Origin of the sequence: Amycolatopsis sp. NPDC051045, assembly GCF_040682955.1 — a bacterium.
Lineage (GTDB): Bacteria > Actinomycetota > Actinomycetes > Mycobacteriales > Pseudonocardiaceae > Amycolatopsis.
This window is the reverse complement of record NZ_JBFBCC010000020.1, coordinates 19167-33756: the sequence shown is the minus strand read 5'-3', so window position 1 is coordinate 33756 and position 14590 is coordinate 19167. Positions and strand designations below refer to the sequence as shown.

At 69.3% G+C, this 14590-nt stretch carries 13 protein-coding genes and 1 pseudogene; 8 read left to right on the top strand and 6 right to left on the bottom strand.

Features of this window, described 5'->3' with window-relative positions; all coding sequences use genetic code 11:
* The first annotated feature begins 89 nt into the window (after window positions 1–89).
* Together AB0M80_RS34755 and AB0M80_RS34750 are read left to right on the top strand one after the other, a co-directional pair.
* Window positions 90–3176 carry a BTAD domain-containing putative transcriptional regulator gene (locus AB0M80_RS34755; RefSeq protein ID WP_364573424.1) on the top strand — a complete coding sequence of 1029 codons (3087 nt, stop codon included), beginning with the start codon at window positions 90–92 and terminating at the stop codon, window positions 3174–3176.
* Window positions 3177–3291: 115 nt separating this feature from the next.
* Window positions 3292–4281 (top strand): winged helix-turn-helix domain-containing protein, encoded by a 990-nt coding sequence (locus tag AB0M80_RS34750; protein ID WP_364573422.1) that lies wholly within the window; start codon window positions 3292–3294, stop codon window positions 4279–4281.
* Between the two features lie 2 nt (window positions 4282–4283).
* On the opposite strand, the gene AB0M80_RS34745 is transcribed toward AB0M80_RS34750, so the two are convergent.
* Window positions 4284–5558, bottom strand: a complete 1275-nt coding sequence (locus AB0M80_RS34745) for a hypothetical protein (RefSeq protein WP_364573420.1) — start codon at window positions 5556–5558, stop codon at window positions 4284–4286.
* The gene (locus AB0M80_RS34740) at window positions 5555–6589 is read right to left on the bottom strand and encodes a hypothetical protein (protein ID WP_364573418.1); all 1035 of its coding nucleotides are present in this window, start codon (window positions 6587–6589) and stop codon (window positions 5555–5557) included. Before AB0M80_RS34740 ends, AB0M80_RS34745 begins: the two co-directional genes overlap by 4 nt.
* A gap of 240 nt (window positions 6590–6829) precedes the next feature.
* Between AB0M80_RS34740 and AB0M80_RS34735 the strand changes: the two genes are divergently transcribed.
* The 3 genes from AB0M80_RS34735 (at window position 6830) to AB0M80_RS34725 (ending at window position 8100) form a co-directional block, all read left to right on the top strand.
* Complete coding sequence (locus tag AB0M80_RS34735; protein ID WP_364573416.1) at window positions 6830–7180, top strand: hypothetical protein; 351 nt, start codon at window positions 6830–6832, stop codon at window positions 7178–7180.
* A gap of 28 nt (window positions 7181–7208) precedes the next feature.
* Entirely contained in the window at window positions 7209–7718 is a 510-nt protein-coding gene (locus tag AB0M80_RS34730) for a DUF2690 domain-containing protein (protein WP_364573414.1), read from the top strand.
* A gap of 121 nt (window positions 7719–7839) precedes the next feature.
* The gene (locus tag AB0M80_RS34725; protein WP_364573412.1) at window positions 7840–8100 is read left to right on the top strand and encodes an HIT family protein; all 261 of its coding nucleotides are present in this window, start codon (window positions 7840–7842) and stop codon (window positions 8098–8100) included.
* A gap of 164 nt (window positions 8101–8264) precedes the next feature.
* On the opposite strand, the gene AB0M80_RS34720 is transcribed toward AB0M80_RS34725, so the two are convergent.
* Window positions 8265–8864: a TIGR03086 family metal-binding protein gene (locus AB0M80_RS34720; RefSeq protein ID WP_364573410.1), complete on the bottom strand. Its 600-nt coding sequence runs from the start codon at window positions 8862–8864 to the stop codon at window positions 8265–8267.
* A 197-nt stretch (window positions 8865–9061) separates the two neighbouring features.
* On the opposite strand from AB0M80_RS34720, the gene AB0M80_RS34715 reads away from it, so the two are divergent.
* Window positions 9062–9547, top strand: coding sequence for an NUDIX hydrolase (locus AB0M80_RS34715; protein ID WP_364573408.1), 486 nt, complete (start codon window positions 9062–9064; stop codon window positions 9545–9547).
* Window positions 9548–9770: 223 nt separating this feature from the next.
* Here the strand turns inward: AB0M80_RS34715 and AB0M80_RS34710 are convergent.
* Window positions 9771–10097: pseudogene (locus AB0M80_RS34710) on the bottom strand (transposase); the annotation flags it as partial.
* A gap of 142 nt (window positions 10098–10239) precedes the next feature.
* Between AB0M80_RS34710 and AB0M80_RS34705 the strand changes: the two are divergent.
* Complete coding sequence (locus AB0M80_RS34705) at window positions 10240–11868, top strand: phosphodiester glycosidase family protein (protein WP_364573406.1); 1629 nt, start codon at window positions 10240–10242, stop codon at window positions 11866–11868.
* Here AB0M80_RS34705 and AB0M80_RS34700 read toward each other — a convergent pair.
* On the bottom strand, window positions 11810–12781 hold the full coding sequence (locus tag AB0M80_RS34700) for an LLM class F420-dependent oxidoreductase (RefSeq protein WP_364573404.1): 972 nt from the start codon (window positions 12779–12781) through the stop codon (window positions 11810–11812). The two genes, AB0M80_RS34705 and AB0M80_RS34700, sit on opposite strands and share 59 nt — an antisense overlap.
* Window positions 12782–12792: 11 nt before the next feature.
* On the bottom strand, window positions 12793–13350 hold the full coding sequence (locus AB0M80_RS34695) for an RpiB/LacA/LacB family sugar-phosphate isomerase (RefSeq protein ID WP_364573577.1): 558 nt from the start codon (window positions 13348–13350) through the stop codon (window positions 12793–12795).
* Here AB0M80_RS34695 and apgM point away from each other — a divergent pair.
* Window positions 13349–14587, top strand: coding sequence for a 2,3-bisphosphoglycerate-independent phosphoglycerate mutase (apgM, locus tag AB0M80_RS34690; RefSeq protein WP_364573402.1), 1239 nt, complete (start codon window positions 13349–13351; stop codon window positions 14585–14587). The genes AB0M80_RS34695 and apgM overlap by 2 nt on opposite strands.
* The last annotated feature ends 3 nt before the right edge of the window (window positions 14588–14590 follow it).

Genomic DNA, 14590 nt, shown 5'->3' with positions numbered 1-14590 from the left:
GTGGTTGACTCGTGAGCCGGCGCCGGACCGACGAGAATGCCGGGCGCGTCGCGCGGGGAGGGCAAACGAAAGACGTCGACTTCCGGGTGTTGGGGCCACTCGAGCTGCGCGTGGGCGGCGAACGGGTCAACCTCGGCCCGCGAAAGCAGCAGAGTGTGCTCGCCGTGCTCCTGTTCTCGGTCGGCCGGCTCGTGTCGGTGGAGACGCTCATCGACCGCGTCTGGGGTGACGCTCCACCGGACAACGTCCGGAACACGCTCTACAGCTACATCGCCCGGCTTCGCGGACTGCTGCGGCGCCACGTCCCCGATTTCGGCGATTCGGTGCCGCTGCGCCGGACCACCGGCGGATACCTTTTCGACGTCCCCTCGGCGGCAATCGATTACCAACGGTTTCGGCATCTGCTGAACCAAGCGCGCGATTCGGCCATCGATGACGAAACCCGAAGATCATTGCTTCGGGAAGCGCTCCAGGAATGGCACGGGACGCCGCTGGACGGCCTCACCGGAGAATGGGTGGACGGCGTCCGCCGCCGGCTCGAGCAGTACCGGATAACCGCCGCGGCGGAATGGGCCGAGCTCGAGTCGCGGCTCGGCGACGCCGGCCGCGTCATCGACCGGCTGAGCGAGCTGCTGTCCGAATACCCGCTCGCCGAGGCCCTCGTCGGCCGGCTCGTCCGCGCCCTCCACGACACCGGGCGCAGCGCCGAGGCGCTGGAAACCTACGCCGCCGCCCGCCGGCGGATCGTGAGTGAGCTCGGTACGGAACCGAGCGCGCCCCTCCGCGCACTCCACCAGGACATCCTGCGGACGACAGGAACGCCGGACGCGTCGCGGCCGGGCGAGCCGCACTGGCACGGCCCGCGCCCGCATCTCGGCACGCTGATCGGCCGCGACGACGACCAGCGCGCGCTGGTCCGGCTGCTCGGACAGCGCCGGCTCGTCACGGTCACCGGAGTGGGCGGCTGCGGGAAGACGGCGCTGGCTCTCGTCGTCGCGCAGACCGTCGCGCGAGCTCGCCGGCTGGCTGCCGTCGTGCTGTCCCTCGCGGCCGTCACCTCGGCCCGCCAGATCATCCACCTGGCGCGGGCGACACTCGGCGGCGACGCCGGCGACGCGGGCGACGACTCCCTCGTCACCGTCGAGCGCCTGCTCGCGGACCGGCCGACCATCCTGGTGCTCGACAACTGCGAGCACGTCGCCGCCGAGGTCGCCGAGCTCGTGGTGCACTTGCTCGGCAACTGCGCCGAGCTGACCGTGCTCACCACCTCACGGCAGCCGCTGAGCGTCTCCGGCGAGGCGCTCTTCGCCCTCGAACCCTTGGCCGTCCCCCCGCGCGGTCGCCCGGCGGACCGCGGCGACGCGGCGATCGCGCTGTTCGTCGAACGGGTGGCTAGTTCGGCGCCGTCGGTCGTCGTCACCGACGACGACCTGGAGTACATCGCGGAGATCTGCCGCAGGCTCGACGGCTTGCCGCTCGCGCTGGAACTCGTGGCGGCGCGGGCACGGACCTTCGCCTTCGACGACCTGGTGAACCGGCTCGGGCACAACATGACCCTGCTCTTCCGGACGACCACGAGCAGCGGCTCCCGGCACCGGACCCTGGAGGCGACGCTCGACTGGTCGTTCCAGCTGCTGTCCGAGCCGCAACGACGGCTCTTCGTCCGGCTGTCGGCGTTCGCCTCGGGCTTCACGGCGAACGACGCGGAAGCGGTGTGCGGTTTCCCGCCGCTGGACGAGGACCTGACCGCCGCGACCCTCGCCGCGCTGGTCGACCGCTCGCTCATCCAGCCCTACGCGCACGGCCAGGTGCGCCGGTACCGCATGCTCGAGGTCATCAGGAACTTCGCGGCCGAGCGGCTGCAAGCGCTCGACGAGCAGGACGTGGTCCGGAGCCGGCACCTCGAGCACGTCCTGGCCTTGGCACAGCACGTGGATCAGCTGCCGCACTACCACCACCGGGTGGCCGAGCTGCGATCGCTCGAAGCCGACGCCGCGAACCTGCGCCAGTGCCTCGAGTTCGGTCTCCGCACGGCGCGTTCGCTCGACGCCGCGGAGATCGTGGCCCGTCTGTTCGAGTTCTGGCTGGTGAACGACGGCTACCTCGACGAGGGCCGGGACTGGCTGAAGCGGACGCTTTCGGTCCCCGGCCTCGGTGAACGGCCCGAAGTGCACGCGCTGCTGCGGTTCCACGAGGCGCTGGTCGCCAAGCTGGTGGACGACGAACTCCGCGGTCTCGAGCTGCTTCGCCGGGTGGCCGGAGAACTGGCGCGCCATCGCCCACGCGAATTCGTGGAAGCCTCCGCGGCCATGCTCTCCGCGAAGCTGGCCGTCCTCGATCCCTCGGTGCTGGACGAGGTGGAACCGACGCTCGCGCGGGCCTTGCGTTCCGCCGAACACGACGACGTCCTCACCGTGTGCAACGCGGCCACCTCGGTGCTGCTCACGTGGGGCCGGTACGGCCGCGCGCTCGCGATCAGCCTCGAGTACGACAGCCGGGGCGTCGAGCCGGGCGCGTCGTCGCTCGCCGCGTTGCTGACCGTACGGGCGGAAGCGGCGCTCGGGCACGGTGACTTCGTCATCGCGGCCGAGGCGGTGACCCGGCTCCAGACCCTGGTCGGGGACGTGGCGCACGCCGCGGAACAGGACAGCCCGCGCCGCGTGATCGGCCTGTACCACCTGGTCGTCGGGCGCGTGGACCTCGCCCGCCGCTTTCTCGACGACACCTGGGTCCTGCTGACGGCCACCCATCCTCGGGTGACCCCGCGGTTCACGATGGTGCGGATCCTCCTCGCGGAGGCCCAACGGCGGTGCGGCGACCCGCAGGCCGCGCTGCGGACCCTGTGCGGTGGCCTGGAGCTGGCGACCGGCCGGTCGCAGTTCCGCTTCAGCCTTTCCGGCGTCCTCGAAGCCGCGCTGCTGGCCGCCGACCTCGGCGATGCGGCAGGTAGCAGGGAACTGGTCCGGCGCTGGGACACGCTCCGCCGCGAGCTCGGCTTGCCCGTCCCGATCTGCTTCGCGGGCGTGGCCGGCACGCTCGGGCTCGATCCCGGCCCACCGGCCGGCCACGTCTGGCGATGGCGGCCGGACGCCATCCACGCCTGTGTGGCCGGCGCCAGGTCCTGGTGTGAACGAACACTGCCGGCGGCCCCGCGGCCCGATAGGAGCGCGCGCTGAGAGTGCTCGGCCGCCGTCATGTTCCTTCAAGGTTTGTGCACCGCCGGGCGGCCATCATGGGCCGACGTGCCGGAATCCGGGGAGGCGATTCCGGCATCGACACCCCGGGGGAGCCGTGGAGCTGCGGATGGTGTTCGACCGGCAGGATCTGCAACGGGTGCGGCTGGCCACGGCCGCGGATCCGATGTGGGAGCTGGCCCTCGGGGTCCACAAGACCCGGCTGTCGCGGCTGCCCGCGTCGCTGGCCGGCTGGCGGCAGGAGTGTGACCGGCGGCTCGCCGGGGCGAGCCGGGGCATCGACGCGGTGGCGCTGGTGCGGGATCTGGTCCCGGGACGAGGCGCGTTCCCCGACTTCCTCACCCCGCCGGGACCGGTGACCGAGGTCGGCGCGGGTTGCGAGGCCGTGCTCTGCACGCCGCGGTCCCGGGTTCGCGCCGACCTGGCCACGGTGTTCGCCGACCGTCCGGTGCCGGGGTGGGTCCGCTCGCTCGCCCAGGACGACCAGGCGATGAGGCGGGAGCTGGTGCGGGCGCTTCGCGACGCGGACGATCTGCTGATCGCTCCGTACTGGGCGCGGATCCGCGAGCTGGTCGCGACCGACCACGCCGCGCGCGCACAGGAGCTGGCCACGCACGGCGTGCACGCGTTGCTGGCGAACCTGCCCGGAGTCCTGGGCTGGGACGGGCGAGTGCTGCGCACCAGCTACCCGGTGAACCGCGTGGTGCACCTGCGTGGCCGTGGGCTGAGTTTGCAGGGGTCCTACTTCTGCCAGGGCAGCCCGGTCACGTGGCTCGACCCGGAGCTGCCACCGGTGCTGGTGTTCCAGGCGCTCGGTCACGCCGCCGGCCCGGACGTCCTCGTCTCGGAACACCTGGTGGCGTTGCTCGGCCGCACGCGAGCGGAATGCCTGCGCGCGCTGCTCGCGCCCCACACCACGACGGAGCTCGCTGCGCACCTCGGCACGTCCATCGGCACGGCGAGCAAGCAGGCCACCGTGCTGCGCGAGACGGGCCTGGTCACGAGCGAGCGACGAGGCACGGTCGTGCTGCACAGCACGACGTCCCTGGGTCTTGCGTTGCTGGTCGGGGAAAACGCCGGCCGGTGACCTCATCGGCCCGCGGCGGCCACCTGGTCGAGGCAGCCGGCCAAGCCGTCGAGGGAACTGTGCGAACGCACCGCCGACCGGACCCACCGCACCTGCTTCAGGGCGGCGTACTGCCGCCGGACCAGCGCTTCGGAGGCGACCGGATCCGTTGCCGACACCACCAGGCACATGCGGTCGGTGCCGGAAACCACGGGGCGCGGCGGCGTCTCGCTGCCGCATGGCCGGTGTGCCGCGGCCAGCACCGTGCCGACCGCGACCGTGAGGAGGTCGCCGGCCGGTGCCGCGCTGCCCGGCCAGGGCGCGGCCACCCGGCACATCTCGTCCAGATAGGCCAGGAAGCCCGCCGAGAGGTCGCCGTCGCCGTAGGTCTGCCACAACTGGCCGGCGAGGGTGTGGGCGAGTGCCGGCGCATCCCCGTGTGTGAGGTGCGGCAGGAGGTCAGCCGCTTGACGATCGTCGAGGTACCCGAGTTCGACCAACGCGGAGAGCAGGTCGAACCGCCCGGCGTTGTCGCTGTTCGCGGTCACCGCGGTCCCGTTTCCGGACTCGAGCACGATCGCCGCGGTCCTTTGCGCCCTCGAATCGATCACCTCCGTCCCGGTGGCGCCGACGGGGAACGGTCTGACCAGGACGCTCCAGGCAGGCCGCGGATCGGTGAGGTAGGAGAGGCGGACCGAGCCGAAGGACATGCCGACGAACCCGTCGAGCCGGAGCCGCTCCTGGCGGAGGACAGCTCGTATCGCGCGGTCGAAGCCGGCCGGCTCGAAACCCCACTCACCGCTGGGACTCAGCCGGCACGAGTACCGGACATCCACTGCATGGCTCGCGTACGGTCCCACCTCGCGGACGTCGTGGTAGTACCGGCGCAACGCCGTCCGGCACGCGGGGGACGGTGTCCGGCGAACCCACGGTTCTTCCAGCGCGAGCAGGTTGGCACCGTCGGCGAGCCGAGGGAAGGCGTCCCGGAAGGCCTGCAGCCTGCCGTTGCCGGCCAGCACGGCTAGCCCCGGCCCACCGAAGTCCACCAGAACCGTCCTGGTGGTGGACCGGGGCGCGCGGAGCAGAGCGTAACGCCACTGCTGTCCACCGGTGCCGATGCTCGCGCAGGTTCCTCTGACGACCGGGGCGTCACAAGCCGTGACGGGTGCGGGCGAGGGGGACGCCTGCTCGGTGCAGCCGGCGACGGCCGGCGCACAGAAGAGGACCGCGGCGACGATCAGGCGGGCGCTCGCCGTCCAGGACGACGGCGCCCGCCGATCACGGGTGGCGATACTCACCAGCCGCTTTCCCGCCACGTCAGGTACTGCGAGTGCCACGCCCCGACCAGGCAGTCGGAGTCCTCGCAGTGCTGCACTTCAGCCCACACGTAGTCCGCGTAGACCGGGACCACGGTGCTGTTCGCCGCGTGCAACCCCAGCCCGAAGTCGAGGAACAGCTGGGACGAGGTCGACCCGTCCCAGTCGACGCCCATCGACTTCGCCGTCGCGTTCGCCAGCGACGTCCGGGTCTCGCACTGGTGGACCGGAACCGACAGTCCGACCGACCCGAGCGTGAGACTGAAGTTCAGCACCTCGGAGCAGCTCTTGCCGCCGCCGAGCGGTGTCCACGTGGAGATCCGGTTGACCTTGGACTCCTGCCCGGCCCACGGACGGGACCGAATCGTGAAGTCGACGGTCCTCGCGTGGTCGAGCAGGGTGTCGCTCGGGTTCCCCTGCAAGAACTCGGCCCACCGGTTGTAGATCCACTGGTCCGTGCCGTGCTCCGCCCACTTCTGGAAGCAGGTCGTCGTTTTGTGGTCCCTGTTGGCCGCGTAGTCCGGCACGAAGAAGATGGTCCGGCAGCCGTCGCTGTACAGGTACATGTTGCCGGCCGGGTTGATGCCCGGGGAGTACCCGAACCCGTTGCCGTGGGCAGCCGGCTCGGACGCCCCGGTCTCGGTGAAGGCCGCCGCGAGCCCTTCGTCCACCGTGCTGCCATCCGCCCGGGCCGCCCGGAACACGTCCAGCCGCGCCGGCGCGGAGCCGCGCTCCCAGACCAGGCCGATCTTGCCGCCGGACAACGGGTTGTCGACGAGCGCGACGCTGACGTCGCTCTCCGGAAGAAGGCGGTTGTCCGCCGCTTGCTCCTGGACGTGCTGGTCGACTGCCTTGCGCGCCACGGGGTCCAGCCTCGCTGTGTCCGCACCGGACCGTGTTGCGTGGCTGACCGCGGTCAGGTCGACGCTCGCCGTCTGCGACGTGATGGCCGGCTCGGACATCGCTGCCGCCGGCGTCGTCAGCGAGCCGGCCAGGGTCAGCACCCCGGTCACGAGCAGAATCCTTTTCCGGACACCGATCCTCGATCTTGTCATCGAACCTCCCTTGACTGGGCGTGCGGAGTGTCCGGACCGAGCCTGCAACGGAGGCGACCGAGCGGAAACACCTTTTCTTCCCAGAGAAAACGATCTTCTCCGGCCGCGTCCACATTGCACCGATTTCCTCTCACCGCAAATGCCTCGACGCGCCCCGGGCGAATTGTCAGCCTGGCCTTTCCGACCCGAGGAGGATGAATGCGTTTCTCTCGAAGTCTGGTGGCGGGCGGTGTCACCGTCCTGTGTCTGTCGGCCCTGGCGGCACCGGCACTCGCGGAGCCGGTCGCCGACGCCGGTCATGCGATCAAGTACAGCTGCACCATCGATTCGGTGACCCATGTCCAGCAGAGCACGAACTGGCTGCGCGTGCACACCTCCCCCGGCGTCAGCACCCCCGCCGTCGGTCAGCTCCCCGGGGGTGCGCGGTTCGATTTCTGCAGCAGCTCGGGAACGACGACCGGTGGGCACTACTGGGTGTACGGGTTCGGCTACAACGGATCAACGAGACTGATGGGCTGGGTGGCAGGCGAGTACCTGGTCTGGCCGTAGACACCGGCGGAGAGGAAAACCCATGCGAATGACGAAAGCAATCGCGGTCCTGGCCGCTTTGCTGACCTCGCTGATCGTCAGCACACCGGCACAGGCTTCGCCCGACGACTGGTGCGGCGGCGCGTGCGACAACGAGAACCCCAACACCTTCGTGGTGCACCCGCCGGGCGGCCCGGCCAACTGGTACAAGTGTTCCGGCGACGCGCGGACGGTGGACGCGATCGGCCCTAACGAGAACGCCGATCTGGCGTTCTGGGGAGTGACAATCCAGCTGCGGTACAGCCCGAAGTGCCGGACCGTCTGGGCGAGGGCGTTCGGCCTCCAGCGCAGTGACACGTTGTGGGTCAAGCGAAACCCGAACACGTCCTATCAGGACAGTTCGTTCGACGTGGAGTACCCCTACAACAGCGACTACCTCAACGGGGCGAATTCCATGTGGTCGAGGATGCTCGACGACGCCGACCAGCGGTCCGTGGCCTGCTTCACCCCACGCGCCCACGGTACCGCGCACCACATCTGCACCCGCAACCCGTACTGACCCGCTCCGCCGAACCGGTCCCGGCCACAGGTCGGCCCCCGCTCGCGCCGGACGCAGGGGGCCGGCCCTGTCGGCAACAACCGAATTGCCCGTATCCGGGCGCGGGGGAACCATTGCACGCATGGCACAGAACGCGACACCGACGGCGCAGGAGTGCGTCTTCTGCGCCGTTGCGCGCTCACGTACGGGCTGCGAGGGAATCAACGTCCTCCTCTGCGACGGCGAAGCCGCCTTCCAGACGGTCTTCCACTTCCACCTTCACGTCATCCCCCGCTACGCGGGCGACGGCTGGACCATCCAGGCCGTCCCGCCGGAACGCGAGAGATCGCTCCTCGACAGCGACGCGCAAGCGATCAAAGACGCCATCGCGTCGGCGGACTGACGGGCAATCTCCGCTGTCTATGCCACTGATCGACCGTTGCGACGTCCTCACATGCCGAGATGCGGATGCCTCAGCCCGGTGGGAGAGCACGGCGGACATGGTGGCGACCAGATCGACAGTTGCCGGGCCAGCGCCGTGCAAGCAGCGGTCGGTCACATGTGTTGTCAGGAAGTCCGGCGGGCCGGAGCATCGACTGAGCGCCCGAGGTGGGCCATGAGCCAGGCGGTGGGCGTCGAGTGTGTGGGCGCGGTTCGGGCCGGCCCGAACCCACCCGGTCGCCGCAGCATGCCCTCGGGCACCGACTCCACCAGCCCGCGGCAGAACACCAGCAGTTGCTCAGGCAGCTCGACCAGCCGACCCTGGGAGCGGTACACGTCCCAGCTGTGCAGGGCCAGGTCCGAGACGGGGTAGATCAGTGCTCGCCGCAGTGGGACTTCACCCTCCGGAGACACCCGCGGTGCCTCCAGGTCGGCACCGGGTAAGGCGTCCCGCAACCGCGCGGCCAGCTCGCGAAGTCGAGCGGTTGGGTCCTCGGATACCCACTTCGCCGGTTCGGAGGGACCCCGCCAGATCTCTCCGTTCTCGACAAGCGTCACGATTTTCGTCGCGCTTCCGGTGGCGTGCGCCACCAGGTCGCGCACGCTCCAGCCCTCGAGATTGGACGCCTGATCCCAGCTTGCCGGCGCTGTCTGCTCTACCGCCTCGATGAACAGGCCCATTGCCTCGGTGGCCATCCTGCCGATCCCCGCTGTCGCGTCATTCATGACCACACCGTAAGGCCGACCCCCGACAATTTCGTCAGCAGCGGAACCGGCAGGCCCTGCGTCGCCCAGCCCTGACACCACGCCCCAAGTAAGACCACACTCATATTCACGGGGGCCGAACGCACGGACATGCCGATGTGCGTACTTGAGTGGCTCGTCGTGCATGCCACTGTCGGTGTTGCGGTTGGATCGACATCATGGCTGCACTTCCGATCCGTGATCGCAGGGGCAACGCCCTGGTCGACTTTCGCTTCGCCACAGAGCAGGAGCCGGCATGTCTGGTCGAGCAGGTAACTGTGTCCGCGTCGCTGGTGGTTGTCGGCCACGCGGACACCGTCCTGATGATCTTCGACAGCTGGCGGAAGCAGTGGGAGCTTCCTGGAGGAACGCGAGAGCCAGGCGAGACCACGCGTGAAGGAGCCGTGCGGGAGTTGCGCGAGGAGACCGGCATCCATGTGCCGGACCTGACCTTCGTTGCCGTGGCCGAGTTCGATCTCACGAAGCCGGAGCGCCGGGAACTGCTTACTGTCTATCGAGTTCACCTTGAGGTCGTACCGCGGCTGACTGTGAACGACGAAGCGCTGGACTTCCGCTGGTGGCCGCCATCGGAACCGGTGAGCGAGGACATGAGCCCGCTGGACGCGGAGATCGCGAAGCTCGTGGTCGGTTCTTCGGCGACCTGAGAACTGGCCGTGTTCTTCTGCCGCCCTTGCAAGCGGATCGATATCCGCTCCCCTTCATGTCAAGAGGTGGCTCCGGCGAGGGTAGGCTGGTGGGTGGCAGGTTCGGGTTGTGGCTTGTCCGAAGGGCCGGCGTCAGACCGGTCACGCTTGCTTCCATCGAGGTCTTGCCCGCGGCTTTCTTGCCGTCGAAATAGACGCGGCCGGCGGTGGGATTACGGAGCTGGACGACTCCCATGATGTGCAGCGTGCGGTTGATTCTGCGGTTACCGGCGCGGGACAAGCGGTGCCGTTGCTGTTCGCCGGAGGAGGCGTCCAACGGCGCGGTGCCGTTCCAGGACGCGAACCGGTGGATGTCACCGACGTCGGCCAGCAACCGCGCGGCACCGGACGGGCCGAGACCGGGCAGATCCAGCAGCGTGGATCCGCGGGCGATCACCAGCTCACGAAGATCCTTGTCCGCGACCTTGATCTTCTTGTCGATGGTCTCGAGTTCGGTGATCAACTTGATCGTAGGCGAGGAGATGCTGGGCGACGGCGCCGCCGATGTCATGCCCTGCCACGGCCATCGGCCCGGAGATCTTCATCGCGGACACGAATCGCACCACCCATCTCGCAAGGGCCGGGACCGTGGCCGCGGGCACTGGTGGCTATCGTGCATTGGTAGGTAGGCGGCACGAGATCAGGGGGACGACATGACTCTTCGATTGTGGCGCGAGTCGTGGCCACGAGCGGGCCAGGCCATTACTCGCGTCGTCTGCCTGGAGATCGACCTCGCCGATCAGATCTCGTCCACACCCACGTATGCGCTCAGCTACCGGCAGGCTCTCCCGCAGCCGTACACCGACGACCTTCTGCGCCACGCCCAGTACTACTCCGTCTTCGGGCGCCAGGCGCCGGCGCATCGGTCCGTGTTGTTGTTCGTCGGCGGTCGCGGTCAGGAGGACGCCACGCATGAGGTTCGGTGGCACGGGACCGCTCTCGTCGACCGCGACCGGGCGGACTACCAGCTGCTCAAGACCGCCGCCGAACGCCGTGCTCTCGTCGCGGAGCCGGACGGGCGGGTCACGTTGTGCCCGGACGCCGTTCTCGACGATCATGACGCGACACTTGCGTGTCTGGAGAGACTGGACCGAGACGGCCGGCTCGTGTTCTACCCAGCCGGCAAGAGCGACCTGCGCCTGGGCCCCAAGACGGCTCGACAGCCCGTCGACCTGGTCGTCCCGATCAACCCCATGAGTACGTTGCTGTCGCGGGAGGCGGTCACCGCCACGGCCGGTTTCAACGGCAGCTATTTCGTCATCGTGGAGGAGGAGTTCGTCTCGGATCCGTTCTCGTTCGCGATGGACCCGATCGGCCTCGTGATCACCGATGAGGTGGTGGTGAACCCGCCGATCTACCGGCGTCCAGCCTTCCTCGTGACCAGGGAGACGTACGGCAATGAGAATGACGACCTTCTCTACCGCGGCGGCACGCGCCGTGCGCTGATCCGCACGATCGGTCCCGAGAACTGGTCAGCCACACTCCCGGGCGGAGTGGTGGTGGCCGGCCGATCCGTCCGGCTGCCGGGTGCGGTGCCCATGGCCGTCAACCCTGCGGAGGACAGTGCGGAGTGTTCAGTGTGGACACCTGCCGCACGGGCGGCGGGTACATTCGCCACGCCGCGTGATGACGACAGGGTGGACTTCGTTGTGGTGGGCGAGACCGTCGTGGGTCTGCAGGAGGGCGGCGGCACCCACATCCCCATGAACGCCGCCGTGATCGGACTGCGGAAGCGTTACGCGTCCACGGTTGTCACGGCGATTCGGGGTGGCGACCGGGTCGTCGAACACCACGTGGACTGCGGTCCTGATGCCGGGCGGCCGGTGCACGGCACCCAGGGCTGGGTGCCGTTGGTGCGGGACGGCCAACCGTGCGACCCCCTGGTCGAGCTGGCTGGTCTCGACTTCGCCGGCCACGAGCACGGCAGCGAGGACTGCACCATCCCGCCTGTGTTCCTGCCCGACCGGTACGTCGTGGAGGAGAACCACGCACACCTCGCGATCGGTTTGACCGGTGACGGGAGGATGTACGTCCTCCACGCCGAGGGGTGCGAGGTGCGCACTTACCGCGAAGGCCGGGACAGCCAGGGGGCCAGTCCCATCGAGTTGCGGGATCGTCTCCTGGCTCTGGGTTGTGTCGAGGCGATCGCGATGGACGGTGGTGGGTCGGCCGCGATCATGTGGAAAGGCGGGCTGGTCAGCAAGCCGTCGGACCGGTTCGACGTCAGTCAGATCGCGGTGGAACGGATTCTGCCCGGAATGTGGTTGCTCCACCGGGAATGAGGCCCAATGTCTCGGCCACCTGCCGCCAGCCGTCCTCGGGCAGGTGTTCGAGGTCCGCGTGGTAGAGCTGGATGCAGACATGGTCGGCCCCGGCGTCGAGGTGTTCGCGCACGCGCGTGGTCGCCGCGGCCGGATCGCCCCAGGACACGAGCGCGTCGACAAGGCGGTCACTACCGACGCCCGCGATGTCCTCGTCGGTGAAGCCGAGCCGCCGCCAATTGGCGACGTAGTTCGGCATGGCCAGGTAGCGGTTCAGGTGTTTCCTCGCCACGGCACGTGCTGTCGACGGTGTCCCGTCCAGCAGCAACGCCTGTTCTACGCACAACGCGGCATCGGGGCCGAGGATTTCCCTCGCCCTGCGCGTGTGTTCGGGCGGGACGAGGTAGGTGAGCGCTCCTTGTGCCCTCGTCGCGGCGAGTTCGAGCATGCGCGGACCGAGCGCGGCCAGAAGACGCGGGGTCGACGGCGGGGCCACTGCCCCGTACGCGGTGGCCGCCCGGTCCATCCCGTCGAGGTAGTCCCGCATCGTCGCCAACGGGCGCCGGTAGTACGTTCCTCGGACGTCCTCGACGAGCGAGGCGTGGCTGACGCCGATCCCGAGCACGAACCGGTCCGGGTATGCCTCGGCGAGCGTCAACGCAGCGGCGGTCGCGGCGAACGGGTCCCGCGCCCAGATGGCGGCAATTCCCGTTGCCACCACCATCCGGTCGGTCGCGCCGAGCAGTACCGCCGCATGGGTCAGCGGCTCCCGGTAGACCGTCTCCCCCACCCACACCGCACCGTAACCGAGTGCTTCGAGATCCCGTACCGCGCGCCGGACCCTGGAGGTCGGGAAGAAGTTGAACTGCCGGGTCCAGACGCCCACCTCGCCGATGCGGTGGAGCGCAGCGTTCGCCGGCTGCCCAGGTGACACTGCCGCTCCCGCTAACGCCGGGCTGCCCGCGGTGGCGGCAACCGGTTGCTCGCGTCGATCTGGTTGACCCTCTCGACCTTGCGAAGCGACCGGCCGCCCCCGAACTCCGCGGCGAGCCACCGGTCCACCACCGTCTCCGCGGCGGAGGGCTCGATCACCATCGCGCCCATGGTGAGGATCTGGGCGTCGTTCGACGTGCGGGCTCGTTCGGCCGACAGCGTGTCGTGCGCGGTCACCGCTCGGACACCGAAGAACTTGTTGGCCACGATGGCCATGCCCAGCCCGGTCCCGCAGAAGAGGATCGCCCGGGTGCACTCACCCCGGCTGATCGCCTCGGCCACGTCCGACGCCACGTCCGGATAGTCGCGGATCGGGGAGCCGCTGTAGTCGAGAACTTGGTAACCGCGGCGCAGCAGGAGGTCGTCGATGTGGTCCTTCAAAGGAATCCCCCACTCGTCGGCCCCAATGCCGATCGCGCTTCCCGTTGACGTCAATCCTTGCCTCCTACACTCGCCTGCTGTTTCAATGCTACTTCCTGCTATCGCGTGACGACAGGACGGATTCACCATGGCATCCGCCGGCTCCACGACCGCCTTCGAGGCGACGGTGACGGCCCTGGCCGGTCGCCAGGGGCGGACGATCGTCCTGCTGGTGTTGGACGGAGTTGGCGGATACCGCACTGCGCACCGAGCTTCCGAGCTGTCCATGGCTCGCACACCGAACCTGGACGAGCTCGCCGCAACCAGTGCCCTCGGGCTGCACGACCCGGTGCGCCGGGGTATCACCCCGGGATCCGGCGCGGGCCACCTGGGATTGTTCGGGTATGACCCGCTGCGTTACCGCGTCGGCAGGGGCACGTTCACGGCCGCCGGTCTAGGGGTGGAACTCACCGAAGGCGACGTGGTGGCCCGGGCGAACATCTGCACGCTGTCCGAGGACGGAAATATCGCCGATCGCCGGGCCGGCCGGATGTCCACCGAAGAGGCGACCGAGGTCTGCGACCTCGTCAACGAACAGTCCTTCGGCGACGTCGAGGTCCGCCTCGTGGTGGAAATGGGGCACCGTGCCCTCCTGCTCTTGCGGGGTGCGGGCTTGAACCCCGACATCGCCGACACGGATCCGCAGCGGACCAACGTCCCGCCCCTCGCCCCGGCACCGTTGTCCGAGGCGGCCGTCCGCACCGCTGAGACGATCGGCACCGTGCTGGCGCGCTGCAGGAAGGTGCTGGCCCATCGGAAGTCGGGGAACTTCCTGTTGCTGCGCGGTTTCGACACCCGTCGCGAGCTACCTCCCTTTCCCGAGCGCTACCAAGTGCGGGCCGCGGCGTTGGCCACCTATCCGATGTACCGGGGAATCGCCCGCCTGCTCGGCTTCGAGACGCACCACGTGCGCAACCTCGCGACGGCCGTGCGGACACTGCCGGAGCTCGTGCGTGACGGCGTGGAATTCGTCTACGTGCACGTGGAAACGCCGGACCTGGCCGGGGAGGACGGCGACTTCGAGGCCAAGAAGACCGCCATCGAAGCCGTCGACGCCCTGGTCCCGGCGATCCGCGCGAGCGGCGTGGAGGTTCTCGCGGTGACCGGTGATCACGCCACGCCCGCCCAGCTCTCGGCGCACAGCTGGCACCCGGTGCCGGTGCTCGTGCACGGCGGCACCGCGCCGGCCGACGACATCGCCGCGTTCGACGAGGTGTCGTGCCGGCAGGGATCGCTCGGTCGCTTCCCCGCGTACGAGCTCATGCCCCAGCTCCTGGCGGCTGCGGGCCGGCTGGCGAAGTTCGACGGCCAACGGCACGGCGTGTGAGGC

What these genes read in the sequence shown, in the direction of transcription:
- AB0M80_RS34735 (WP_364573416.1), top strand. Translation starts at nt 6,830, where the DNA reads ATGCGTTTCTCTCGAAGTCTGGTGGCGGGCGGTGTCACCGTCCTGTGT.
- AB0M80_RS34730 (WP_364573414.1), top strand. Translation starts at nt 7,209, where the DNA reads ATGACGAAAGCAATCGCGGTCCTGGCCGCTTTGCTGACCTCGCTGATC.
- AB0M80_RS34725 (WP_364573412.1), top strand. Translation starts at nt 7,840, where the DNA reads ATGGCACAGAACGCGACACCGACGGCGCAGGAGTGCGTCTTCTGCGCC.
- AB0M80_RS34720 (WP_364573410.1), bottom strand. Translation starts at nt 8,864, where the DNA reads ATGAATGACGCGACAGCGGGGATCGGCAGGATGGCCACCGAGGCAATG.
- AB0M80_RS34715 (WP_364573408.1), top strand. Translation starts at nt 9,062, where the DNA reads ATGGCTGCACTTCCGATCCGTGATCGCAGGGGCAACGCCCTGGTCGAC.
- AB0M80_RS34705 (WP_364573406.1), top strand. Translation starts at nt 10,240, where the DNA reads ATGACTCTTCGATTGTGGCGCGAGTCGTGGCCACGAGCGGGCCAGGCC.
- apgM (WP_364573402.1), top strand. Translation starts at nt 13,349, where the DNA reads ATGGCATCCGCCGGCTCCACGACCGCCTTCGAGGCGACGGTGACGGCC.
- AB0M80_RS34695 (WP_364573577.1), bottom strand. Translation starts at nt 13,350, where the DNA reads ATGGTGAATCCGTCCTGTCGTCACGCGATAGCAGGAAGTAGCATTGAA.